Below are 24882 nucleotides of genomic sequence, written 5' to 3' on the forward strand. Positions count from 1 at the left end.
CGTACATTACAGGGCACATCAGATTTCTGACGGCGTTTGATAAGCCATTTGTTGCCGTCAAAGAACGATTGTAAGTGGCTTCTTTTAAGTTGTTTGATATCAATATAAGAGAAGCCTGTAAAGCAACTAAAAACAAATAGGTCTCGTACTAATTCAGCAGAAGCACTCTTAGGGTGATATTGTAAAAGAGTTTCTACTTCCTCTCTAAGCAAATAGCCTCTATCTTTCTCCTCCATAGAACTTATATAATTCTTAAAAGGATTGCGATAGATAATTCCTTTGTCTATGGCTATTTCTACCATTTTACAAAGGGGCATCATATAAACCCATATTGTGTTGTGAGTAAGACTTTTATTAACTCTAAGATAGAAATCAAAATCGTTGATAAAGTCTTCTGTAAGCTCTTTGAAAGAAATATCACTTCTGCGGTATTTATACTGGATAAACTCGCTCAAATGAGTATATACATTCTCATATTTGTTAAGAGTGCTGTAACTTCTAACACCTTTTTCTACCATCAAGGCAAAGCCTTCTTTGAAATTCTCATAGACTTTTAGCAAGGAATCTTCCATTACTCCTATGCCTAGAAAAGTAGCTTTTAGCTTCTGAGCAGTAACCACTCCCTCGTACTTCATCAACTCCTCATAATGAGTAATGATACGTGAGCGAATCTCTTCCAGCTTGCGATTAAGTTGGGTAGCTTCTTCTGTTTTACCTGTTACCCTTCCGTACTTCAAATCCCATTTCTGTGGAAGGATTTCAAGTTTGGTACTAAACTGAGCTACCTGATTGTCAATGGTAATACGCCCCATAATAGCAACCTTACCGTTCTTTTTTGGGGCATTCTTTTTAAGGTAAAACAATACCTTAAAGGTTGAGCGTTTTACTTTTTTCATACTCTAATTTTTTAATTTGCTAAAGTACTTTTTATCAAGTTACTGTACAATATGAAAAAAGGTGTAAAACACTGAAATATAACCTATTAATAAAAAATATTTTTCAAGGTACTAGGTAACGATTTAGAAACCTAATTTTGAAAAAACCTATCTAAAACATCTAAGACCCTGTCTTCTCTTATCTTCCTGTCAAAAAAATAATCCTCTTTGTATGAGCTAATTATATTATTTTTTGTAGTTTTGCTTTTTATTCGTAATTTTGATTTAAAAGAATTTAGATATTGGTATTTTGATGCTAGTGCTAAGATTTCAACAGGCTATTTTATCAATGGCTTTGGAGGCGGTGCTTATTACAATATGAAACGAAATGCACTCGCTGCCCCTACTGAATTTTCTCCCTCAGGACTTACGTATGAACCTTATCAAGAAGGAGGATTAGGACTAAAAGCATTAGTGAGTTTTGCAATAGGTTCAGACAAGGCTTTCAATGGAGAAGCTGCTTTTGAAATGTTATTCAACAAAAATGGAGGATTAGATTTTTCTGCTATTTATGGAAAAGGAAATATTTTGGCTAATATTCCTGGAATGGAAAACATACAGAATTTAGTTTCAAAAGTATCAAAGAGTTTAGAAAATAAAGCAGCCTTCTTAGGTCTAGAAACTAATAATGAAAAACGCAGTAGTTTTGAAAAACGCTTCTTACCCCTTGCTGAAAAAGCAATACCTACTACTGCTGATAATAAGGCTACTATTCAATTCAAGACAGCTATTCAGTTTGATATAGCCAATCAAACTACGCACGGTACTCTTGATGTGTATATCAATGCTGGGTTCATATCAGGTGTAGGTGAAGGAGGTAGAGCAGGATGGGCTGTTTTTCATAAAGACCCTAATGATTGGTATTTACACATTGGTACACCTGATAATAGAATAGGTATAAAAATGGGGGTAGCAGGTGTTTCGCTTAGAACGACTTCTTATCTTATGACAGGTACAAAATTACCTGCTTCTCCACCGCCTCCTGCCAATGTAGCGAGTATTTTAGGAGTAGAAGCACAGGAACTCAATTATATGCGGGATGAAAATGCTTTAGCTAATGCAGGAGGTTTTGCCTTTGGTTCAGATTTAAGTATAGATACTGGTGATTTATCATTCCTAATTTTCTATGCTAATTTCAAAGCAGGTGTTGGATTTGATATAATGCTTAAGAATTATGGAGAAGCAGCGTGTAGAAATACAGGGGAACAGGTAGGTATAGATGGTTGGTATGCTAACGGACAATCTTATGCCTATTTGCAAGGTGAATTAGGAGTGCGTGTAAAATTGCTTTTTGTTAATATGAGAGTCCCTATCATTTCAGCTGGAGCAGCTGTATTAATGCAAGCTAAATTGCCTAATCCTGTATGGTTGCGAGGTTATGTAGGAGGTGAAATGAATGTATTAGGAGGACTTATCAAAGGAAAATTCAATTTCAAAGTAACTATAGGTGAACAATGTGACTTTGGAGGAGCAGCTGGTGCCTTTGAAGGAATGAAACTCATCGCCGATGTATCTCCTAAAAATAACAGTAATGATGTAGATGTATTTGCTGTACCTCAGGCTACATTTTCAATGAAAGTGAATGAACCTTTTGAAATTCCAGAAGATAATGGAAAAAGTACTTATAGAGTAGTCCTTGAAAAATTTAATGTCCTTGATGATAAAAATCAACAAGTTAAAGGTAGATTAGAGTGGTCTCACTTAAAAGATAGAGCTAATTTTATTCCTGAAGATATTTTACCTCCTCAAAAGAAATTTAAAGTGCAAGTAGAAGTTAGCTTCCAAAAACAAGAAGGAGGTATATTCAGACCTATCACCCAAAACGGACAAGTAGCTAAAGAACTTGAAGAACGCACATTTACAACAGGTACAGCTCCTAATTATATTCCATTACAAAATATAGAATATGCTTACCCCGTAGTATCACAAAAATTTTTCTTAAAAGATGAGTTTGAACAAGGGTATGTAAAACTTAAACAAGGACAAGACTATCTATTTGAAGGTAATCAATGGGAAAATGGAGTGAAAATTATAGATAATCAAACTCATAAAGCACAAGAGGTGGCATTTGTTTATAACAATGATGCTAATGAGATTACTTTCGCTATGCCTAAAATACAAACAAAGTCAGCTTATAAAGTTAGCTTTTTCAGTAAACTTGTAAAAACTAATGCAAAAGATGAGAAGAAAGAAGTTACTGAAAATGTAAAGAGAACTCAGGAAGAGGGTAATGATTATGAGGTTTTACAAAAACAAGCTCAATCATTAAGTAAAGACGGCGAAATAGAACGATTAGCGTATGATTTTAGTACTAGTAAGTATAAAACGTTTAATGAAAAAATAAAAGCTATCAAAGTTTCTTATTACAACTTTATTATACATTACTCTGATGTAATTTCTCTTGCTAATAACCTTCAAAAATCAGAACCTTTTGAAGTAGTAGACCTTGTAGGTAATGAGTACTCTAAGAAAAAACCTCTAATTGCAGTAGAAGCTACTTTGCAGGATGCTTATTTTAAACAATACATAAATCCTACTTTGTATAGCCAATTACCAATTGCTGGAAAATATCAATTAAGAAGAGATACAAAAGAGTGGGGACAAATACCCTCAAAGGCAATTTCTATTGATAATCATTACCTAACTAGTGTACAAAATGAAATTTTCTCGCAAGGAGTAGATAATTACTTTCCATATCAATATGATTTAGCATTGGCTTATAAGATGGATTTTGTAGATATTATCAATCAGATTTCTAATGATGTAAGCAAAGGAATGGTATCTTTCTCAAGCCCTGCCCATCAATTTCTAAAAAATACTTTTACACCTATGAGAAAAGGTGATTATTATATCAAGCTTACATATACCTTACCAGGTGATAAAAAATCATCAGAAGCATTACAGATGTTTAAAAATCCTATTGATGATTAGTATAACTCCTTTATTTTCAGAAAAACTCCTGTAAATAACAGGAGTTTTTTTGTTATATTATCAAAAGAGAAGAAATGTAATTAAAAAATGTACTGTAATGAAATTCTAAGAGAGTTACTCAAGGGATTAACCGTTGAAGCAGTAGAAAAAAGGTAAGAAAAATCAAGTTGCCAATGTTGCATATTAAAGCCTGTGCCAATAGTAAAATATTTTTTATCCCCTTTATTTTTATGCTGATAGAAATAGCCTGTACGCAAACACCAGTGTTGTAAATAGCTATATTCAAACCCTAAAGCCCAAGAAATTTCTCGCATCTCTTCCGAAAAACCATTAGGAGCATCTGTAAACGAAGTAAAAATACCCTCTAAAAAATCAGTCTTTTTATGTTTTTGTGTATCAGAAGGAACTAATAATTTATTAAGTTCTAAAAGTAAAGAAATATCATTCTCATTATCTATAGATAGAGTATAACTTCCACTAATTTTAAAGTTTGTAGGTAGAAAAAACGATTGTCCTAAATCCTCATATTTTATTTTACTCCCTATATTTGAAATCTGAAATCCAAATAAGTAATTTCCCAAATAATTACCTATAAGATGTTTTTCAGAAGTATAGTAACCTGAAATATCAAAAGCTATCCCTTGTGCAGTAGATTTTTCTTCTGTAGGTAATCGCAAATTAGAATGCAGGTAACGAGCCGTAATTCCCATCGAATAATATTCGCTTAATTTCAGATTATATGACAAGTCTAACAGCCATTCTGACGGTAAAAAACTGCCTAATCGGTATATCTCACTCCCGAAAAGTTGAGTCTGTTGGATTGCTCCTATGCTAAAATAACGAAAACTACTTCCCCAAGCACTCCTGTTCCCCTTTCTATAATAACTCAAATTAGCTAGAAAAATATCACGAGACAATTTGTTTAAGTAAGGCGTATAACTCATTCCTATCCCTGATTTTGGCAGTGAAAAAACATATTTTGATGAATTCCAATATTGTGAGAAAATATCAGGAGAAGAAGCACCCCCTATATCTCCTCTGCCTGAGGCTATAGCATCAGGGCTTATAAGTAAAAAAGGAAATGCCGTAGTAATAGAATGCTCTTTCTCTTGTGAAAAACTATTAAACCAGTTTAGTAAGATTATAAGCGCATAGAACTTTAAATGTTTTTTATACTTCATCGTTGATAAAAATATTTACCTTGCAAAATTACACTTTTTTGATATACCCTCTAATAGTTTATTATAAAATTGATAAAAGATATACTATTGGCTTAGTGATTTTGAATAATGAAAAAACGTTTTCTTACAGGAAAAAAGAAAAGAAAAAATAATTTATATCTTAGTTCCATTTTTTATTTCTATATTTGCAATTCAAATAGAAATGTATTTGTATTTTAGATTTAAAAGTATTTCAATTTAATTTCTAAAAAATGTTATCTTGATACTTAAAATCAACAATAGATAGAGTATATAACCGAGTATTACAGCAACCTATGATTTCTATTTTATAAAAACTGTAATATTATCAATTGGAATATTGTAGTGCAATATTTTAGAAATAAAGGTTTTTTTGTATAAATAAGCAAGATAGATGTGTAAGTTAGAAAATAACAGTAAATATGAAATCAAAATACCATTGTCAATTTCTGTTAGATAAAGAAAAAAACAAACTTGATGCCCGTATACGTTATCGTATAAAGTGGCAAGGGAATATTATCGCTTTTAATATAGGGTATCGTGTAGATATAGATAAATGGAGCGAAGATACTCAACGATGTAAAGCTAATACAACACACGGAAAAAAGAAAGTTCCTGCTAATATAATTAATAGGAAGTTGCAACAATTTGAACAAGCCTGTGAAGATGCTATAAAATATTTTGAGGTGCAAAATGTAATACCAACTAAAGAGGAGTTCCAATTTGTTTTTAATTCTAATGTTGGAAGGGAGAAAAAAGTAGTATTAGAAAAATCATTTTTTCAATATTATGATGATTTTATAGCTGAGGAAGGGACTTTTAATCAGTGGACAGCTGGCACCAAAAAGAAACTTCACGTTATAAAAAAACATTTATTTAATTTTGACCCTAAACTTACGTTTGAAAAATTTACCGAAGAAAAATTAGTTGAATATCTTAGTTATTTACAAGGAGAACTAAAGTTTAAGAATGCTACTGTTACAAAAAATATATCCTTTGTGAAATGGTTTTTACGATGGAGTTATAAGAAAGGATATAATACTAACACTTTCTTTGAGAACTTTAAACCTAAGTTAAAAAACACTCAAAAAAAGATTATCTTCTTAACTCCTACTGAGTTTAAACATTTTAGAGAATATCAAATCCCTCAGCAAAAGAAATACCTTGAAAGGGTACGTGATGTATTCTTGTTTCAATGTTTTACAGGACTACGTTATTCAGATGTTGAAAACCTAAAGAAAAATGATATAAAAGATGATTTTATAGAAGTGACTACACTGAAAACAAGTGATAGTTTAAAAATAGAATTAAATCAATATAGTAGGGCTATTTTAGATAAATATAAAGACTATAAGGACTGCAAAGGAAGAGCTTTACCTGTCATTACTAATCAAAGAATGAATGAGTACCTAAAAGAACTAGCTGAACTAGCAGGTATTAATGAATTAATTCGAGAGACCTATTATATAGGAAACGAACGCTTTGATGAAGTAACTCCTAAATATGCATTGATAGGTACGCATGCAGGAAGACGTACATTTATCTGTAATGCACTTTCATTAGGTATACCACCTCAAGTAGTAATGAAATGGACAGGACATAGTGATTATAAAGCTATGAAACCCTATATTGATATAGCCGATGAAACTAAAGCTAATGCAATGTCAAAATTTAATTTATTATAGTGTTTATTTTAGTCCCATATTAAAAAAGTAGGGACTAAAAATACTTGTGTTCATTGTTGTTTATTAATCTTTATTGATATTTTATTTTTTGTAACTTACTGAAAATTAGATATTTTGTATTTTATTAAACCTTATTGATATTGAGAACAAGTCCCATCTTCTCCACAAATAAGGGACTAAATTATTGCATTTAGTCCCTTATTTTTATACTGTAAATCTTGCTATTTATCATTTATCAGCCTTGCTAATTGCTCTGTTAAAGCCTTTCTGCTGTATCGTTCTATGCCTAGGGGGGTTGTGCTAAGGGTGCCTGCCTTAAACTCTTTGTAATAAGCCTCTAATTGTTGTTTCAGCAGGGTTTTATCCTCATACCCAACAAAGGTGCCGGTCTGTGTTTCTGTAAGTATAGGCATAACATCCCAATCCTTGGGCCCTATGGCTATAATGGGTCTCCCCGAAACTATATATTCAAATAACTTGCCGGCTATAATCCCTTGAGTGTCTTCCGAATCTATCTCTATAAGTAGCAATACCTGCGAAGATTTTTGCAGCTCTACAGCCTGCTGATGACTTATGTATCCCTTATAAGTATAATAGGGGGTAAGCCCCTGATTATGAATTTCCTCTTCTATCTCTTCACTTACCTTACCGGCAAAACAGAGGCTAAAATCATCAGCAAAATGGGGTACTTCACGCACCATTTCAGCCAATACTTCCCATAGTATTTTGGGGTTTCTATCAGATAATAACGAACCTATATGGGCAATAAGAAACTTTTCCGATAGGGGAGGGGTTACTGTTGTTTCAAGGTCATAACCATTGGTAATTACCGTTATAGGGGTATCAGTCAGCTTCTGAAAATCTCTTTTAGTCTTAAAACTAGTGGTTATTATTTTGTCTGAGAGTTGTAGCACTTCCTTTTCCCAATAATGCTGACGTGCATCAGCCCATCGGGTTAGCCGTAGGTCTTTGTAATAACCAATAGTAGTCCAAGGGTCACGAAAGTCACTAATCCACTGCAAATAAGGTAATTGCTTCTTTAGTTGGTAACCTATTAAGTGCACGCTATGGGGGGGCGAAGTGGTGATAATCGTTTCTATATGCTGTTCGCGTATGTAAGCAGCGAGATATTTCACTGAGGGTTTTACCCAAAACTTGCGCGCATCAGGTATAAACAGATTGCCACGTATCCATAGCATTAGTTTCTCTAATACCGATACTTTCTTGCGAGGTATAATCCCTGCGCTAATTTTTTGGGTTTTCTTTTTAGAAAAAAGCGATGCTAAGCCATAAGGCTCCCATATAGGCTGCTTGATGACTTGTAGGTCTGCTGGCAAATCATCAGCTATAGCCTCATCAATAAGCGGATAAGTAGGATTTTCAGGAGTGTATATTATAGGCTCAATACCAAAGTCACGCAAATATTTAGCAAACTTCAGCCATCGTTGTACTCCAGGGCCACCTGCAGGTTTCCAATAATAAGTTATGATTAATACTTTTTTCATATATGCTATTAAGGCAAAGCCCTCTTTTCTATTCTCCTATTTTACATAATATACATTATGGATTAATCGTAGATAGCCCGAAACTAGGCTGAACAGCTTGCTGCCTCAAATTAATCATTAATTAATAACACCGCTGCCTATAAGCTCATCATCAGTATACCACGCTGCAAATTGTCCTTCAGTGATGGCGCTTTGCGGTTCCTCAAAGTGTATGTACAAGCCATTAGGAGCGCGGTATAGCACAGCCCGTTGTAGCGGTTGTCTGTAGCGTATCCTTACCATATAAGTAGCTGTTTTTCCTTCTTTAAGGGCTAAATCTTCGCGTATCCAATGAATGTCAGATTCAGCTATAAACAAAGCATTGCGAAACAACCCGCGATGTGCGTGCCCTTGTCCTGTATAGATAATATTTTCATCTATATCTGTCTCAATAACGAATAGTGGTTCTTTGGTGCCACCAACATTCAGCCCTTTGCGTTGTCCTTTGGTAAAATAATGGGCTCCTGAGTGGGTACCTACTTTTTTGCCATCTTCTCTTTTGTAGACAAAGCGCTGCGATTGGTATTCCAATTCGCCCTCATAAGTATCAAAAACTCGTGGATGGTCAAAAGCAGCATAACCTTCCCAGTCGTTAGGTATTTCTATAATGTCGCCTTCTTTGGGCTGTAGTTTTTGCTGTAGAAATTCTGGCAAACGTACTTTTCCTATAAAGCATAGTCCTTGCGAATCTTTCTTATCCGCAGTTACTAAGTCTTGTGCTTTAGCGATAGCTCTCACCTCCGATTTTTGCAGTTCTCCTATTGGGAAAAGTGCTTTACTTAGCTGTTCCTGAGAGAGTTGGCATAAAAAATACGATTGGTCTTTGTTAGCGTCTTTACCCGCTAATAGTCGGTATACGGGCTGTCCGTTTACACTGATTTCTTCTTTTCGGCAATAATGCCCTGTAGCCACATAGTCAGCCCCTAAGCTAAGGGCGAGTTTCATAAATACGTCGAATTTTATTTCGCGGTTGCACAGCACATCAGGGTTCGGAGTCCTGCCGTGCTCGTACTCGTTAAACATATAGTCCACAATGCGTGCTTTATAGGGCTCACTCATATCCACTGTTTGAAAAGGGATACCCAATTTCTCGGCTACCAACAAGGCATCGTTACTATCTTCTAACCAAGGACATTCATCTGAAATGGTTACCGAATCATCGTGCCAATTCTTCATAAAGAGCCCAATCACTTCATAACCTTGCTCTTTAAGCAGATACGCCGCCACACTACTGTCTACCCCTCCACTAAGTCCTACTACTACTCTTTTCATATTTTTTATTTTAATTATTTACGTCCTCTAATTGACAAATCGCCAAATCGTCAAATCGCCAAATCGTCAAATTATCTCTTGTTTTTCTTTCTATAAAAATATCCCGACAATAGCATCACTATCACTAATACTAAAAGCGGATACAAGAAAACCTTTATCTGCCAAGCTTTTGCACTTTCAGCCACTTTTTCTTTGTCTAAAAATGCCAATTGTACTTTCTTGTTGCGCAGTGTCAAAAACTCGGTATCGTGTAACAGATAGTTCATGGCATTTTGCAGAAAAGCCTTATTGTCATAGTATTTACTTGTCCAACGGTCAAAACCGAGTTCTAAAGGCATTTTGTGCTGACTGTCAAAGTCGTTCTTAATAATATCGCCGTCCGATACCACTATCATTTTAGTAGGGCGACTTAGGGTCGCGTTTTCTTTTAGTTCTAATGGGCGTACCCTGTCTTTATACATCGATTTGAACTCCCCTTCTAATAGTACAGCCAAAGGAATATTGCCCTTTTTGTAAAGCTCTTTGTTCATCGCTTTTGGGTCTATACGCAAGTTGATTTCACGCGGTGTACCATCAGCTTTAGAGAAAGGCGAACTGCTGAGCAGTACCGTCTTTTTTACCCCGTTTTTAAGCGTGTCTATACCATTGGCAAACTGTAGCCTTACCGCATCTAAATTACTGTTTATTAAGTGGTTATTGCTCGATAGCACCATAGGATTATACACCCAAGGGATATTCATATACCGCGATTGCGATCCGTCTCCTGTAGCCACTACTATTTCAGAAAAATAAAGGTCGTTTATTAAGGTGTAATTAAGGCGAAAACCGTACTGAAAAAACATATCAGTAAGGTTTAGGTCAATAGGCATTGCCATAGTCACCCCCCCTGTTTTGTACATATCTTCTAATGATACATTCACTTGGTCTATTAGCCATAGCACTCGCCCTCCGTTCATTATATATTGGTCTATTACCTGCTTTTGTTCGTCCGAAAAAGGACTTGTAGGCTTGGCTACCAATAGCAAATCAAACTTTTCTAAATCTTTTAGGGTCTTTTCGGCATTAGTAGCCACCGAATCGAGTGTAAAAGGAGCTATAAAGTAGTATTCGCGTGCTGTTTTCAGGAAATCGTATAGATAAACGTCTTCCAAAGTGCCATTACTTCTTAGTATAGCTATCTTTTTTTGTTTTTTTACAGTGAATTTGTGTAGAGCATCAGTCAGGTTGTACTCTAATCGCTGTACCGAGTTCTGCACTCGCTCTTGGTCAGTAGTACCAAGTTTGTCGATAAATAGGCGTACTTTTTCTACTCGCTTGCCATCGCTTATTACAGCCCAAGGGAATATATATTCTACTGACGATTTACCGGCTTCTGTTTGTGCTATCTGCAGCGGTTGCAGTCCGTTATTTATAAGGTTTTGTATAGCAGCATCAGCGTTGGGTTCATCTTCAAGCGGATTCACGAAATTCACGATTAAGTGGTCATTAGCAGCCGTATATTCCTCTAATAGCTGTACCGCCTCAGTCTGTAGTTTTTTAAATTCAGTAGGAATATTGCCCTTCAGCAGCACATCTATTACCAAAGGTTGCTGTATTTGGCTTAGGGTCTTGCGCGTAGTTTCCGATAGGGTATAACGCTTGTCCTGAGTTAGGTCGATACGGCTGTGCCATTGTTGGGCTATATAGTTGATAGCCAGTAGCAAAAGTAGTGCCCCCCCTACCCTACTGAACGTATTGTTAAAGTATCTTTTCATCGTTTATAGGCTTTGAGTGATAAGGTAGTGAGATATATAAAAAATAGTATAATAGACAAAAAATAGATAATATTACGAGTGTCAAGCACCCCGCGCGAAATAGCGTCAAAATGCACTTGCAGCCCATAACCTGTAGCATCAGGCAGCAGCAAACTCAGCAATTGGTCAAAGCCAAAGAAGAAAAAGAAGCACAAAAAGGCAGCCAGTACAAACGATACCATCTGGCTGCTACCAATAGCTGAAGCCCATAGCCCTATAGCGGCAAAAGTAGCGATAAGCAAGAACAGAGCTATATACGAGCCTACTGTCTCAGCGATACCCAAATTACCCACAGGATTACCCAATACCCATAGCATATAGACGAAAATCGTAGAAGGTAATAAGGTGATAAAGAGCAAAAAGAGAACGCCCAAATACTTACCAAATACTATTTGTAGAGTGCTAACAGGTTTAGTGAAGAGCAGAGATAGCATACCGCTGCGTTTTTCTTCAGAAATACTGCGCATCGTCAGGGCAGGCACTAAGAAAACGAATAGCCACGATGAGAGGCGAAAAAAGGGTAGTAAGTCAGCAAACCCAGCGTTAAAAAGGTTATAATCAGTTTTGAAAACACATAAGAACAGCCCGTTAAGCACTACGAATAGCCCTATGATGGTGAGCCCTATAGCCGAAGTAAAAAAATAACGGACTTCTTTTTTGAATAATGCATACATAGTTATCAATATTCTATTGCGCTGCAAAAGTAGTAATTAATTGGCAAATGAGCAAATTTACTCATTTTCCAATTGGCTAATTTGCTAATTTACTAATTTGCTAATTTATTTCCTCCCAGCCTTCCCAATCTCTTTCTCAGAAAATTTTTCTCTTTACACCTACCCTTTACTATAGATATAGGAAAGATACAAGAAGAGCGAACAATTAGCGAAAGATGAGCAAAGTATAAACGTCTAATCATCCTCCCAAAACCAGAAAAATATGCTACCTCCACCCTATTTACCCTATCCTCTCAAACTTCTCAATTCTCTCAGCCCTCCCATTAACCTAAGTAGCAAATCAGCAAATCGACAAATTTCCTAATTAAAATTTGGTACTTTCAAAAAAATGTAATACATTTGCCACTCGAAATACGTATAAAACAAGGTTAAAATTACAAAACAATATGAAAAAACCATTATTAATTGCTGCTTCTCTACTTATTTCAGTAGCAGCTTTCGCACAGAAAAAAGAACTCAAAGAGATTGAAAAACAAATCCGTAAAGGCGATTTAACCACCGCTCAAGCAGGCTTAAAATCCCTAAAAACTGCAGTAGAGGGTACCGAGTTTGCTCCTCAGTACTATTTCTTAGAAGCGCAAGCCAATGTTGAAATGGCTAAGAAAAATACCAATGTAATAGGCTCTTTACAAGCTGCAGGGCAAGCATTTACTAAAGTGAGACAACTCGAAGGTGGTAAAGGTAAATACACCTCTCAGCTAAAAGAATTGTCTAATGATGTTATCAATATCGCTGCCAAACAAGCTGACCTAAACTACAAAAACAAAAACTATAAGAATGCTGCTATCGCTTTCGAGCAAGTATACCGTTTAAGCCCTCAAGATACTGTTTTCTTATACAATGCTGCTGTAGTATCTGTAGAAGGTAAAGATTATGACAAGGCTGTAAAACTCTATACAGAGCTTAAAGATTTAGGATATGACGGTAGCGAAACTCTTTATATTGCTACTAATAAGCAAACTAAAAAAGAAGAAACTTTCGGAGATAAAAACCAACGTGACCTAATGGTGAAAGCCAATACACACGAAAAACCACGTACCGAAAAAACACCTTCTAAGCGTGCTGATATAGTTAAGAATATTGCGTTTATCTACGTAGAGCAACACAAAACTGAAGACGCTATCAAAGCTTTCGAAGATGCTAAAAAAGCGTATCCAAAAGATGCTAACATCATCCTTGCTGAAGCTAACGTATACCTACAATTAGATAACAAAGACAAGTTCAAAGAACTAATGCAAGAAGCAGCACAGCTCGACCCTAAGAACGCTGACTTACACTATAATATAGGTGTTATCAATATGCAACAAGGCAACGTACTCGAAGCACGTAAGGCTTTTGAGCAAGCTCTCAAAATTAAACCAAGCTATGCCGATGCAGCTCTCAATATCTCAACTACTTATATCAACGAAGGTAACGGACTTATTGAGAAAATGAATGCTTTAGGTAATTCTGCTGCTGATGTTAAGAAATTTAATGAGTTACGCGACCAAAAAGACGATTTGTTCAAAAAAGGTGCTGAAATATTAGAGAATTTCACTAAATCTAACGGAAATGTAGAAAATATCTTAGAGCAACTTAAGAATATCTATGGTGCTTTAGGCGATAGTGCTAACTTCCAACGTGTTAAAAAATTATTAGGACAATAATAAATCAAAGGAATTACTATTTTAGTAATACCTAAAAATAAAAAGTAGGAATAAACTTAATTCCTACTTTTTTTATTAGAATTAAAAAGAAATGCGTTACTTTATTGAATTCTCATATAATGGCAAAAACTATCACGGCTGGCAGCTACAGCCCAAGGCTATCACTGTGCAAGGGGTACTGCAAAACGCTCTGACTACTATTCTCAGAGAAGAAATCAGTGTGATAGGTGCAGGTCGTACTGATAGTGGTGTGCACGCCTTGCAGATGTTCGCTCATTTTGATACTGAACGCGAACTTTCTGATGATTTAGTACGGAAACTCAATGCTTTCTTGCCGTATGATATAGCAGTACATAGCATTTGTGCCGTAAAACCCGATGCACACGCCCGTTTTGATGCTCTAAAGCGCACTTATCAGTACCATATAAGCATTGAAAAGTCACCTTTTAGGTATAATTACAGTATGCCTCTCACCCTTCCTCTCAATATCGATGTAATGAATGAAGCAGCCCAAATACTTTTTGATTATACTGACTTTCAGTGTTTTTCTAAAACCCATACCGATGTAAAGACGTTTAATTGTAAAATCTATGAAGCGCATTGGGCAGTTGTAGGGGGCGAACTCGTATTTACCATTACAGCCGATCGTTTTCTGCGCAATATGGTGCGTGCTATTGTGGGTACACTTATCAATGTAGGATTACAAAAGCTCTCTCTCACTGGTTTTGAGGATATTATCATTAGCAAAAGCCGTAGCAAAGCGGGAGCCTCAGTACCTGCTTGTGGGCTGTTTCTCACTCAAGTAACCTACCCTGAAGAAATCTTCTTACAAAAAAGTAACTAAATATTAGCATTATTCAACTAAAATAAGTACTTTTGCAGACTTTTAAGAAAATTATATAGAAATGAAATATCTACAGAACAAATATCTGAAATTAGTAGTAGCTGCCCTTATCGTAGTTTGGGCTGTATATCAGTTTGTACAAGGCAATATTGGTAATGGTATCGCACTGATATTATTATCGCTTTTCCCTGTATTGCTCTATTTCCGCAACGAGTTTATTCTTCTCACTTTCTTGCGCTTGCGCAAACAAGATTTTGAAGGAATGGAGAAGTGGCTCAGCAAAATAGCCGATCCTGAAACTGCCTTATTGCGCAAACAGCAAGGGTATTACAACTATATGTACGGAGTTATCTACACTCGCAAGAACCTTACCCAAGCAGAAAAGTACTTCCGCAAGGCGCTCCAATTAGGTCTCACTATGGATTACGACAAGGCAATGGTTAAGATGAGTTTAGCCGGCATAATGATTCAGAAACGTAAAAAGCGTGAAGCCCAAGAACTACTAACAGAAGCTAAAAAGCTCGATAAACAAAATATGATGACTGAGCAAATCAAGATGTTACAACAACAGCTCAAAAAGATTTAAAATAAAAGTGGTTAGCACCTATATCGGTACTAACCACTTTTTATTTTCTTATTAGTTAAATCAGCAAATTGACCAATCGCCTCATTGACAAATCAAATATACCACTTTCTTTGTCTCAAAAAAGGCTTCCTCAAAATACTCACTAATAGCAGTTACCTCTGCTTTTGCGAATGGAGCCAACTCATCAGTAAGGTCACCTCCCTTCAGATAAAGGATACCATTAGCTAACTCATTCTTCGATTGCTTCTTAAATTTCCCTTTCACCCAAGGCACAAAGTCCTGCATTTGGGTTACGGCTCTGCTCACTACAAAATCGTAACTTCCTTTTAGCTCCTCAGCTCTTATCTGCATAGCAGTTACATTTTTTAGTTCTAAGGTATTCACTACTTCTTGCACTACTTTAATCTTCTTTCCTATCGAATCAACTAAAGTGAAATTGCATTCAGGAAAGAGTACTGCCAAAGGTATCCCAGGGAAGCCTCCACCAGTCCCTACATCCAATATATCAGTACCTTTGCAGAAGTTAATTCGTTTAGCTATAGCTAAGCTATGTAGTACGTGCCGCTCATAAAAGTCACTCATATCTTTTCTCGAGATGACGTTTATTTTAGCATTCCATTCCTCGTAAATGGGTTTTAGTTGTGCAAATTGTTGTTGTTGTTCCTCACTCAATTGAGGAAAGTATTTATTGATTATTTCCATATTTGCTAATATATTATTTTTGTTCCTTTCCTAAAAGCATCTCCATCCCCGAAACAGAACGAGTAAAAATCAAATAATCAGTACCTCCTTCTTGTAGGTGGTACTTTTTCTTTAGCTCAGCTACCGAAAGCGGGTAGTTCTTAGCTATAATATTATAATGGCATTTTGCCTTTATCTGTTTATGATGAATGGGGGTTACCTCCAAGATACGCCCAGGGAAAGGCTTCTTCAGCTCTGCAGAGGTATACAGATGAGTATTTATATCTAGTTTTTCTAATCCAAAATACATTGCTATATAGTTAAACGCCCCTGATTTTAGCAAAGCGTTATTAGGAATATACAAATAACTCTTTGGACTACTATAACTCACTTCTGATGCTGATAATTCTCTATTTGTAAATGATAGAATAGGGTCTTCACTCTCCAAATTTATACATCTTATCTCTACTTCACCAATAGAGCTGTGTGGCTCTTGTATAACTAACACTTCTTTTACCTCATTCCGTAGGGCTATTACTTCTATACAAGCTATCTTGTCAAGGGTATTAAGTAAGTAGTGTATATCAATTAGTGGGGAAAGCTTAGTAATCACCTTGTCAGCTTTTTCTAATAATAAAGGCTGCAACTCTAAAATATTAGGAGATAGGTCTTCTAACAGAAACTTTTTTTGCTGTTGAGCATCGCGTCTTGCAGGGTCTATATAAAGAACATCATAGTGTTGAGATGTATCTGCTAAGAACGCTTCAGCCTTTTTATTTACAAAAGTAGCCTTGCGTCCTAATATTTCCCAATTATGCTGCACAATACTGAACAATTCTGGTTGTTCTTCTACTAAAGTTACCTCCTCAAACTGCTCTGATAAAAAATAAGCATCAATACCAAAACCACAAGTAAGGTCTGCAAAACGTTTTCCGCGTAACTCTTGTGCTTTATAACGAGCGGTAGCTTCAGAAGAGGCTTGTTCTAAACTTAAATTTTTAGGATAAATAATTCCTTCTCGTAGTAAAAAAGGCAATTTCTTAACAGCCACTCGTCTACCTTGTATTTGTTGTACTAACTCTTTGTTAGTTACTTCTGTAAACACATTACTCTTTAATAGTAAATCAGTGGTAACTCCTTGATATTCTTTTATAAATAGCTGTATTTCACTTTTTAATAAATCAGTAAATGTACTCATTTGTCAGTCTTTATTTGCCATTTGTAATCTTATTATAACCATTTCTTCCGCCTAAAATAGACTATCATCGCTACTGAAATAGCAAGCATTACTACCCATACAGCAGGGTATGCCCACCACCATCGCAGCTCTGGCATAAAGTCAAAATTCATACCATATACGCCCACAATAAAAGTAAGCGGAATAAAAATAGTAGAAATAAGGGTTAGCAAACGCATAATATTATTCATCTTATTGCTCATTGCCCCCATATAGGTATCTGTAAGTCCCCAAAGTATATCCCGATAAGTGCTAAGAGTATCTACTATTTGCACTGTATGGTCGTGAAGGTCTCTAAAATAATGCTTAGTATCAGTCTCAATAAGGTGATGAGGCGTTTTCTCTATGCGATTTACTACCTCTCTTGCCGGAATGATAGTCCGTTGCAAAAATACAATAGATTTCTTCTTCAATTCTTGTATTTCTGAAATCATCTCTTCACGCGGGTGGGTGATAATCTCATCTTCTAACGCTTCTATCTTATCACTTACACTGTCCGACACTACTAAATAGTTATCTACTATACTATCTAACAAGCTGAATAACAGATAGTCCACTTTCTTTTTTCGCAGACTGCTATCAGCAAACTGCAATCGTTTGCGCATAGGCTCAAACACATCATCACCTTCACTTTCCTGAAAAGAAATTAAGTAGTTTTTACCGAGCAATAAGGCCAAATGCTCTGATACCAATTCCTCTCTGCTATAGTATAACATCTTGATAATCACTAATAAACTATCTTCCAAAAGCTCTACTTTGGGGCGATGCTCTGTGTCTAATATATCTTCTAATAGCAGGTCGTTTAGCTGGGTATAAGCTCCAATCTTTTTAATTTCAGCTATATTGTTCAGTCCGTTGATGTTTATCCACGCAAAGTGTTGCCCGTCAATACAAGCAATAGCCTCTTCTGCAGTACTCACTTTTTTAGTCTGACAGAAAGCCTCGTTATAAGTGATAACATCTATATGAATTTCCTTTTCTTTGTTGCCAAAATACACCAAACTTCCAGCAGGTAATCCTACCTTCTTGGCACGATTAGTTCTGCGTTTTTTCTTAGTGGTAGCAGTAATATTTTTACCCATATATTATTATTGTATTAAAATACTGGTTATAAAACATTTATATAAATATTTTAAAGTGATAATATAAGTAATAAAACCTATACGAAATAGTTAGTAATCTTTATTTACAATACTTTCGTTTCCTCAAAATACTATATAAACAACTGATTATCAATATAATTTAACTATATTTACTACAGAATAAAGGTTATAAACAGATATACCATTAAACAAACACTTTATATTTTTATCGTAAAATACTTTATTTCAGTGTAATATCTTTATAAAATATTAGCTATTACCTATAAGAGTATTTTACCGAAATCCTCAGAATATTTTGTAGGAATAAACTCAATAATCTGATAGGTTGCTATTTGGTGTTGATAAAAAGGATCTTGGGCAATGATAGTCTCTACCTCTCCTTTATTGCCAGCCTTACACAAAATTACACCTCCTACACGAGGTACTTGTGCGCCTGATGCAATAAAATGTCCTGAAGCGTAATGCTTGTCTAAATAAGTGCGATGCGCTTCTAAGTGTTTTTCAACTTCTGAAAGCTCTTTCTGATAAGTTAAAATAATGATGTACATATTTTATTAGTTTTTAGTTATTTCACGGTGTTGTATTAGCAACTTGTAGCACCTTCCCATTAAATACTTTACTACCATTAAGTGCAAAATCAGCAATATAATGCGCCATTTCTTGGGGACTAATATTAGCCTTATAGTCAGGAAAAGCCTCAGCAAGCATTTCCGTCTGCACAGCTCCTAAAGCTAAAGTATTAAAGATAATACCTCGTTCTTTATATTCTTCTGCCAAAAGCTCCGATAAGGTAATAAGGGCGCCTTTAGATGAGCTATAAGCTGCCAAACCGCCAAATTTCAAACTTCCTTGTATACCGCCCATACTGCTAATGCTTACCACGTGTGCGCCCTTCTCCATAAAAGGTAATAGTTGTCGAGTAAGTTGAGCCACCCCAAATACATTCACCTTATACACTTCCCAAAAATCCTCTTCAGTAAGCTCTTCAAAAGGTTTATTGATAAGTCTCCCTGCATTGTGAATAAGAATATCTACATTTCGCCATTGTCGTTTCACAAAATGCCCTACTGCTTCCCTATCAGAAGCTAACGTAATATCAAAAGCAATGCAATGTACATTAGGCAATTTAAGTGCCTCTATAGTAGCAGTATGCCGCGAAAGGGCTAGAATATTATGCCCTCCCGTAGCTAACTGTTGTACTAGTTCATAGCCTATACCTCTACTAGTACCTGTTATAATAATGTTCTTCATATTTTCTACTTTGCAGAAAAGATTTTTAAAATTATTTTTCTCTCTTACTTTTTTTATTTTTCTGCTTTGTAATCAGTAAAACCTAATACATTTCCCGACGGGTCTAAAAACTCAATAGCCCAACCTGTTCTGATAGGAAATGGCGGACTTAAAAACGACACTCCCTTTTCTTGCAACTCATCATATATTTGTTTTACATCATCCACTTCTAACCAAATAGTTGGTTTTGTATTAGGAAATTTTGTTTTATCCTTTAAAATAATAGCAGGTTCTTCATCTTCCACACTGAAAGCTATCATTCCCATTTCTGAAAAATCAAACTTGATTTTTAAATTTAAAACCTCTGCAAAAAATCGTTTGCTTTCATCAAAGTTTTCTGCAGGAAGAAAAAAGTTATCGTAATTCATTTTTTTTAATATATTAACTCATTATATAATTATCTCTAAATACATAAGATGATATTTTTTTTATATTATCCTAAAAAACGCATTTCTCCTACTAAAAACAAAACAAGATATCCTATTATCATACTTATTATTCCTACAATAAGCCCCATTTTAAGCATATCGTTTTGTTTTACTAATCCCGTAGAATAAGCTATAGCATTAGGCGGCGTCGATATAGGCAAACACATCGCTGACGAGGCTGCCAAAGCTATCCCGATAAGCACAGTAGAAGTACCCCCTATCTCACCCAACCTATCCCCCATTCCTTGGCAAATAGTTACCAAAATAGGAATTAATAAGGCCGCTGCAGCCGTATTAGAAATAAAGTTACTAAGAAGATAACAAATAAATCCTGAGGCAATCAATACTATAATAGGCGACCACGACCCAAAGGGTATCGTATCAATAGCTAATTTAGCCAAGCCAGAATCATTAATACCTAAACCTAAGGCAAAACCACCCGCTACCATCCAAATAACGCTCCAGTTGATAGATTGTAGGTCTTTGGCTGTAATCACACCTGTTGCAGCAAAAACACCCATAGGCACTAAGGCAACAGTATTAGCATCAATCCCCGTTAATTCACTAGGGAGCAGCCATAAAAGAATAGTAATGACAAAAGTGCTACTTACTATCCACATACGCCAACCTTGATGTACTTTCCCTAAAATGTGTAAGTTAATTGTTTTTTGAGTGAAAGGAAAGAATTTTAATATAAGTCGCCACGAGATGAAGAGCAACAAAAGCACCAATGGGAACATAAATGCCATCCACTCTCCAAAATCAATACCCATATTCAGTCCCTTAGGGTCGTTAAGCGCTTGCAAAGCAATAGCATTAGGCGGCGTACCAATAGGGGTAGCCATACCGCCTAAGTTAGCCGCAATTGGTATACTCATCGTTAGCGCCACGCGCCCCTTGCCGTTGGCAGGCAGTGCGGCAAAGACAGGAGTAAGAAAAGTAAGCATCATCGCTGCTGTAGCCGTATTACTCACAAACATCGAGAAAACCCCAGTAATAAGCAAAAAGCCCAATAGCACATTCTCACTCTTACGCCCAAACGGACGTATTAGATTTTTTGCAAGCATGACATCTAATCCCGATTTAGTAGCAGCAATAGCCAAGAAAAAACCACCCAAAAAAAGTATAATCACAGGATTGGCAAAGGTTGCCATAATCTCCTTACTACTGAGCAGTTTTCCAAACACCTCATTTTCTTCTCCTTTAAAGAAGAACAAACTGTGGTTAGAAACCGTCAAACACATTAAAGTGATGATACCCAGTGATGTAGCCCACGAAGGAATAGCCTCACTAATCCACATAAGGGTAGCAAATACAAAAATAGCGATAATACGCTGGTGAACCACTGTCAATCCGTTGATATGGAAAACTTCGGTAGGGAGATTCCACACCACAGCAGTTACAATCACTATACACACCAAGGCGATAAGGTGTTTTTTTTCAAAGTGATTGGTCATTACATTTTCTAATTCTTTAGACATAATATTTTGGTAAGTTTAATATTTAATTACTCTTCAAATAGCACCGACAAAGATAGATAAAAAAGAATAACCTACCAAAGAAAAGTGATAGTTTTATTATAGGATTTTGTTGTTCCCAATAAAGATAGGTTTATATATCTATTCCTAAACGCTCACTAACAAGAAGTACAATTTCTTCTTTATCTCTTTTCTTTTCATAATCCGTACACAAATCAGCTATAATGACCTGTAATCCTCTTGCAGTTTTTCTGTGGTTACTTGCAAAGAATAAGGTATAAGTTTCAGCATCCCCTTGTTTGTATTCTTTCTTTTTTAGGACTTTTTGCAGACCTCGTATATATTTTGCTTTAGTGGCAACTTCTTTAGGTGTTAGAGGAGGAGGTACTACTTCTGTAGTTCTTCCAAGAAAAATATCAAACAATTCAAAAAACATATCTAATGCTTTTTTTCCTGTTTTGGCTTCCAACAGAAGTATACCTGACCATCCTCTACTATCATAAATAATATACCTTTTCTGTAACCAATGGTAGAAGTCAGTTAATATTTTTTCACCAGGAATTTTGGTGTTATCTCGCAACATATATCCTATTAGAAAAACGTGAAAACATTCAACATCATATTTCTCTATATACTTCTCAGGTGAAGTTCTCACAAGCTCAATTAGCTCAATCAATGTCAAAGAGTTGCTCCCTTTTTTACTGTTTTCTAAACAAAAATCACCAAAGAGTTCGAAAAACTGCTTTAAGGCATTCTCTTCTGTTTTGAAAACTGAAAACAGCAAGTTTGCCCAGTTATTAGTTTTTTCATTAGGATATATCTGTTGTAGCCAAAGATAAAAGTCGCCTAATACTTTTGTTTGTATTGCAGGGTGTGCTTCTTGCCAATCATTGAGAAATATTTCCAAAGCGAAAATACTCTTTTTGCTAATATGTAGCTCAGGGTGAGGTTCTATAAAAGCTATCAGTTCCTCTATTGATAAATCCTGAGAATGTTCAGAAAAATACTTATTATAGAATTCATCGAATAATAGGAAGAAGTAGAGCAAAGCTGTTTTTTCACTTTTCCACATAACAAAAAGCTTTTCTGCCCAATTATCAATATCCTTTGGGTATTTTTCTTGTAACCAAGGGAAAAATCCTTGTTGCAGCAATCGAAGCCCTACATCTTCCCCTTTATAGCGAAGAGTCCATCCATTGAAAAAAGTTTTGAGGTAAAATATATCATACTTCCCAATATACATTGGTGCTCGATATTTCATATATCTAAGAAGTTCTAAAGTAGTGATGTTTTTCATAATCAATAAGGTTATACTCTCCATAATGAAGCCTGTAATCTTTTGATATAAGAGTCTTCTATGACATCAATAATAGCCAAAGTATCTCTTGGAATAAAAATACATTTTTCCAAAAGGCTTTTCAGTAAGTTTTCCAATGCCAAAGTATATTCTTGATAAGTAATAAGCTCTTTTGTCTGTTCTATAAATGATAAAACTAGTGAATTGGTTGAGAAATCATTGGCAAGTTGCTTTATAAACAAGTTAATTGTGTAAGAGAGTATACTGATAGGGTCGCAAATTCTAATTCCTAATTTTTCTTGAATGAGAGCCTCTACTTCTTCTTTGGTTTTTTCCGATTCTTCTCCTTCTCCCATAAACTGTAACTCATTGATAACCTCCCACAGCTCATTTGTGGTATTATAGTCTCTGACGTCTCTACATATAAAATTGAAAGTATAATCTCCTACTTTTTCTGCATTATAACCTTCTTTCCAAAGGGCTTGTAAGCCTTGGATATAATACACAATGGCTTTTATTTCTTCTGAAGTCATTTTGTTATAGTTAGTTTCATTACACAAAACTACAAAATAATAAATAATTACCAAAGGGAAAACAATAATTTCTAACCCCACCTATTCCTTAACGCCACCAAACAATGAGTATAGGATGAGTGTAAGATCAGTGTAGGATCAGTGTAGGATCAGTGTAGGATTAGTGTAGGATTAGTGTAGGATTAGTGTAGGATTAGTGTAGGATTAGTGTAGGATAAACGATCGTCTGATTAGCTTTACAAGTTCTTGTGAAAGATTAAATTTAAGAAGAAAAAAAATACTTAGCCCCCCTACTAGTAATGATTTTAAGCTGATATTTACAATAGGGTGAAACGGGAAATCCCAAAAGAAGAAACCTCCTATAGTTATAATACCAAAGAGACTGGTTTGCAGCGTTTCCTTGTAAAAAGGCTGTAAACTGTATTTGCGATACACAAAAACCGACTTGAGTAAATTGTACGAAGTAAAAGCTATTAGAGTCGCTATTCCCGCCCCATTGATGCCGTAAAGAGGAATAAGCCACATATTCATTAAAACAGTGCCTATGACCAAAAAAACGCCCAAAAATAGCACAGTGCGATAGTAAGGCGAATTGAGTAATACCGCATTGTTAAATCCCACTAAAGCATCAGAGAGTTTTACTACAGATATGATAATGAGCACCCAAAGCCCTGTGCTGTACTCTTTATCAGGCAATAAAGCATAACATTGCTGGGCATTCACAATGATAAGCACACAAATAACCATACTCACAAAATAAGTATTTATTGTACTGCGCTTGTATAAGTCTGACAACTCCTCTGCCTTACCTTGATTCATAAATTGAGCCGTTAACGGACTAACAATTTGGTACATACTTCGGTAGGGAATAGCTATTACTGTAGCCGTAAAAATAGCTACATTATACACCGCAATCTCACCAATAGGCAAATATTGATTCAGCATAAACTTATCAATATCCATCAACAAAGAAGCTACTGACCCTGATAGGATAATGAATAAACTGTATAAGAAGACTTCCTTTCTACCTTGTGGCAATCCCCACGCAAAGGTAGGTCGCCTTACATAGAACGCGGTGACCATCATCAGAAGCATACGCAAAGCATACACCCCGAGTACCCCCCACATAAACTGATGAAAATCAATAACACCAAAGTAAATAGCTACTAATAAAAGCATCACCCCTACCCTATGAAATACTTCTTTTAGAAAATTACCAAAGACTGTTTTGAGTTGCACTCGCATCCACGCGTAGGCAATCTCGAAGTAAGCCATTGCTACCGCTGTAAGAAAAATAAGCCATACATATGGACGTACTTCACCATTCTTAGCTGAAAGCCACTGAGCGATTTGCTCGTAAGCCATACTGCCCAAAAGCGTAGCAGGTAGAATCACGAGTAATGGTAAGAGACAAAGCATCAAGTTGAGCTTAGCTTGCTCTTGCCTATCGGTATAAGCGGAGTAATAGCGTACCCAAGTGTTATGTACGCCAAAGGAAATAAACGGAGAGAGAATAGTAGCTGTGGAAGTAACATAGCTTACCAAGCCGTATTGAGCTTTAGAGAGGAAGTAAGTAAATAAGAAAAGGGTATTGAGTGCCCCTATGGCAAACCCAAAATAGGTAGCCACTACATTCTTAAACGATTGACGGAGCACTATTCCCATA

General features: G+C 35.8%; 21 protein-coding genes. 5 read left to right on the forward strand and 16 right to left on the reverse strand.

Features of this window, described 5'->3' with window-relative positions:
• On the reverse strand, window positions 1-896 hold an 896-nt coding region (locus tag HMPREF9074_RS00005), incomplete at its 3' end, for a site-specific integrase (protein ID WP_034539183.1).
• Between the two features lie 240 nt (window positions 897-1136).
• Here HMPREF9074_RS00005 and HMPREF9074_RS00010 point away from each other — a divergent pair.
• Window positions 1137-3866 (forward strand): hypothetical protein, encoded by a 2730-nt coding sequence (locus HMPREF9074_RS00010; RefSeq protein ID WP_232297120.1) that lies wholly within the window; start codon window positions 1137-1139, stop codon window positions 3864-3866.
• A gap of 80 nt (window positions 3867-3946) precedes the next feature.
• Here HMPREF9074_RS00010 and porV read toward each other — a convergent pair whose 3' ends face one another.
• Window positions 3947-5047, reverse strand: a complete 1101-nt coding sequence (porV, locus tag HMPREF9074_RS00015) for a type IX secretion system outer membrane channel protein PorV (protein ID WP_009392303.1) — start codon at window positions 5045-5047, stop codon at window positions 3947-3949.
• Window positions 5048-5487: 440 nt separating this feature from the next.
• Here porV and HMPREF9074_RS00020 point away from each other — a divergent pair, with 440 nt between their 5' ends.
• Entirely contained in the window at window positions 5488-6750 is a 1263-nt protein-coding gene (locus tag HMPREF9074_RS00020) for a site-specific integrase (RefSeq protein WP_009392298.1), read from the forward strand.
• A 221-nt stretch (window positions 6751-6971) separates the two neighbouring features.
• Here the strand turns inward: HMPREF9074_RS00020 and HMPREF9074_RS00025 are convergent, their stop codons facing one another.
• From HMPREF9074_RS00025 to HMPREF9074_RS00040, 4 genes are all read right to left on the reverse strand, one after another.
• Window positions 6972-8255, reverse strand: coding sequence for a glycosyltransferase family protein (locus tag HMPREF9074_RS00025; protein WP_009392297.1), 1284 nt, complete (start codon window positions 8253-8255; stop codon window positions 6972-6974).
• 117 nt (window positions 8256-8372) lie between these two features.
• Complete coding sequence (mnmA, locus tag HMPREF9074_RS00030) at window positions 8373-9566, reverse strand: tRNA 2-thiouridine(34) synthase MnmA (RefSeq protein WP_009392295.1); 1194 nt, start codon at window positions 9564-9566, stop codon at window positions 8373-8375.
• Window positions 9567-9637: 71 nt separating this feature from the next.
• Window positions 9638-11320 (reverse strand): gliding motility-associated ABC transporter substrate-binding protein GldG, encoded by a 1683-nt coding sequence (gene gldG / locus HMPREF9074_RS00035; protein ID WP_009392293.1) that lies wholly within the window; start codon window positions 11318-11320, stop codon window positions 9638-9640.
• Window positions 11317-12033, reverse strand: coding sequence for an ABC transporter permease subunit (locus HMPREF9074_RS00040; protein WP_009392291.1), 717 nt, complete (start codon window positions 12031-12033; stop codon window positions 11317-11319). The genes gldG and HMPREF9074_RS00040 overlap by 4 nt, the downstream gene beginning before the upstream one ends.
• 446 nt (window positions 12034-12479) lie before the next feature.
• Here HMPREF9074_RS00040 and HMPREF9074_RS00045 point away from each other — a divergent pair, with 446 nt between their 5' ends.
• From HMPREF9074_RS00045 to HMPREF9074_RS00055, 3 genes are all read left to right on the forward strand, one after another.
• Window positions 12480-13739: a tetratricopeptide repeat protein gene (locus HMPREF9074_RS00045; RefSeq protein WP_009392289.1), complete on the forward strand. Its 1260-nt coding sequence runs from the start codon at window positions 12480-12482 to the stop codon at window positions 13737-13739.
• 91 nt (window positions 13740-13830) lie between these two features.
• The gene (gene truA / locus HMPREF9074_RS00050; RefSeq protein WP_009392288.1) at window positions 13831-14583 is read left to right on the forward strand and encodes a tRNA pseudouridine(38-40) synthase TruA; all 753 of its coding nucleotides are present in this window, start codon (window positions 13831-13833) and stop codon (window positions 14581-14583) included.
• Window positions 14584-14644: 61 nt separating this feature from the next.
• Complete coding sequence (locus HMPREF9074_RS00055) at window positions 14645-15169, forward strand: tetratricopeptide repeat protein (protein ID WP_009392285.1); 525 nt, start codon at window positions 14645-14647, stop codon at window positions 15167-15169.
• A gap of 81 nt (window positions 15170-15250) precedes the next feature.
• On the opposite strand, the gene rsmG is transcribed toward HMPREF9074_RS00055, so the two are convergent.
• From rsmG to HMPREF9074_RS00110, 10 genes are all read right to left on the reverse strand, one after another.
• Window positions 15251-15871, reverse strand: a complete 621-nt coding sequence (gene rsmG / locus HMPREF9074_RS00060) for a 16S rRNA (guanine(527)-N(7))-methyltransferase RsmG (RefSeq protein WP_009392284.1) — start codon at window positions 15869-15871, stop codon at window positions 15251-15253.
• Window positions 15872-15884: 13 nt separating this feature from the next.
• Window positions 15885-17048, reverse strand: coding sequence for a class I SAM-dependent methyltransferase (locus tag HMPREF9074_RS00065; RefSeq protein WP_009392283.1), 1164 nt, complete (start codon window positions 17046-17048; stop codon window positions 15885-15887).
• Between the two features lie 32 nt (window positions 17049-17080).
• Window positions 17081-18169, reverse strand: coding sequence for a magnesium/cobalt transporter CorA (corA, locus tag HMPREF9074_RS00070; protein WP_009392282.1), 1089 nt, complete (start codon window positions 18167-18169; stop codon window positions 17081-17083).
• Between the two features lie 281 nt (window positions 18170-18450).
• The gene (locus tag HMPREF9074_RS00075) at window positions 18451-18738 is read right to left on the reverse strand and encodes a YciI family protein (RefSeq protein WP_009392281.1); all 288 of its coding nucleotides are present in this window, start codon (window positions 18736-18738) and stop codon (window positions 18451-18453) included.
• A gap of 22 nt (window positions 18739-18760) precedes the next feature.
• The gene (locus HMPREF9074_RS00080) at window positions 18761-19441 is read right to left on the reverse strand and encodes an SDR family NAD(P)-dependent oxidoreductase (RefSeq protein ID WP_009392279.1); all 681 of its coding nucleotides are present in this window, start codon (window positions 19439-19441) and stop codon (window positions 18761-18763) included.
• A gap of 53 nt (window positions 19442-19494) precedes the next feature.
• On the reverse strand, window positions 19495-19848 hold the full coding sequence (locus tag HMPREF9074_RS00085; RefSeq protein WP_009392278.1) for a VOC family protein: 354 nt from the start codon (window positions 19846-19848) through the stop codon (window positions 19495-19497).
• Window positions 19849-19913: 65 nt separating this feature from the next.
• Window positions 19914-21389 (reverse strand): SLC13 family permease, encoded by a 1476-nt coding sequence (locus HMPREF9074_RS00090; protein WP_009392277.1) that lies wholly within the window; start codon window positions 21387-21389, stop codon window positions 19914-19916.
• A gap of 130 nt (window positions 21390-21519) precedes the next feature.
• The gene (locus HMPREF9074_RS11740; RefSeq protein ID WP_155846609.1) at window positions 21520-22683 is read right to left on the reverse strand and encodes a hypothetical protein; all 1164 of its coding nucleotides are present in this window, start codon (window positions 22681-22683) and stop codon (window positions 21520-21522) included.
• An 11-nt stretch (window positions 22684-22694) separates the two neighbouring features.
• Entirely contained in the window at window positions 22695-23216 is a 522-nt protein-coding gene (locus HMPREF9074_RS00105; protein ID WP_034539190.1) for a hypothetical protein, read from the reverse strand.
• A 204-nt stretch (window positions 23217-23420) separates the two neighbouring features.
• A complete protein-coding gene (locus tag HMPREF9074_RS00110) occupies window positions 23421-24881 on the reverse strand; it encodes a lipopolysaccharide biosynthesis protein (RefSeq protein WP_009392274.1) in 1461 nt (486 codons plus the stop codon).
• Between the last annotated feature and the right edge of the window lies 1 nt (window position 24882).

It is taken from the genome of Capnocytophaga sp. oral taxon 329 str. F0087 (genome assembly GCF_000213295.2).
Taxonomy (GTDB): domain Bacteria; phylum Bacteroidota; class Bacteroidia; order Flavobacteriales; family Flavobacteriaceae; genus Capnocytophaga; species Capnocytophaga leadbetteri_A.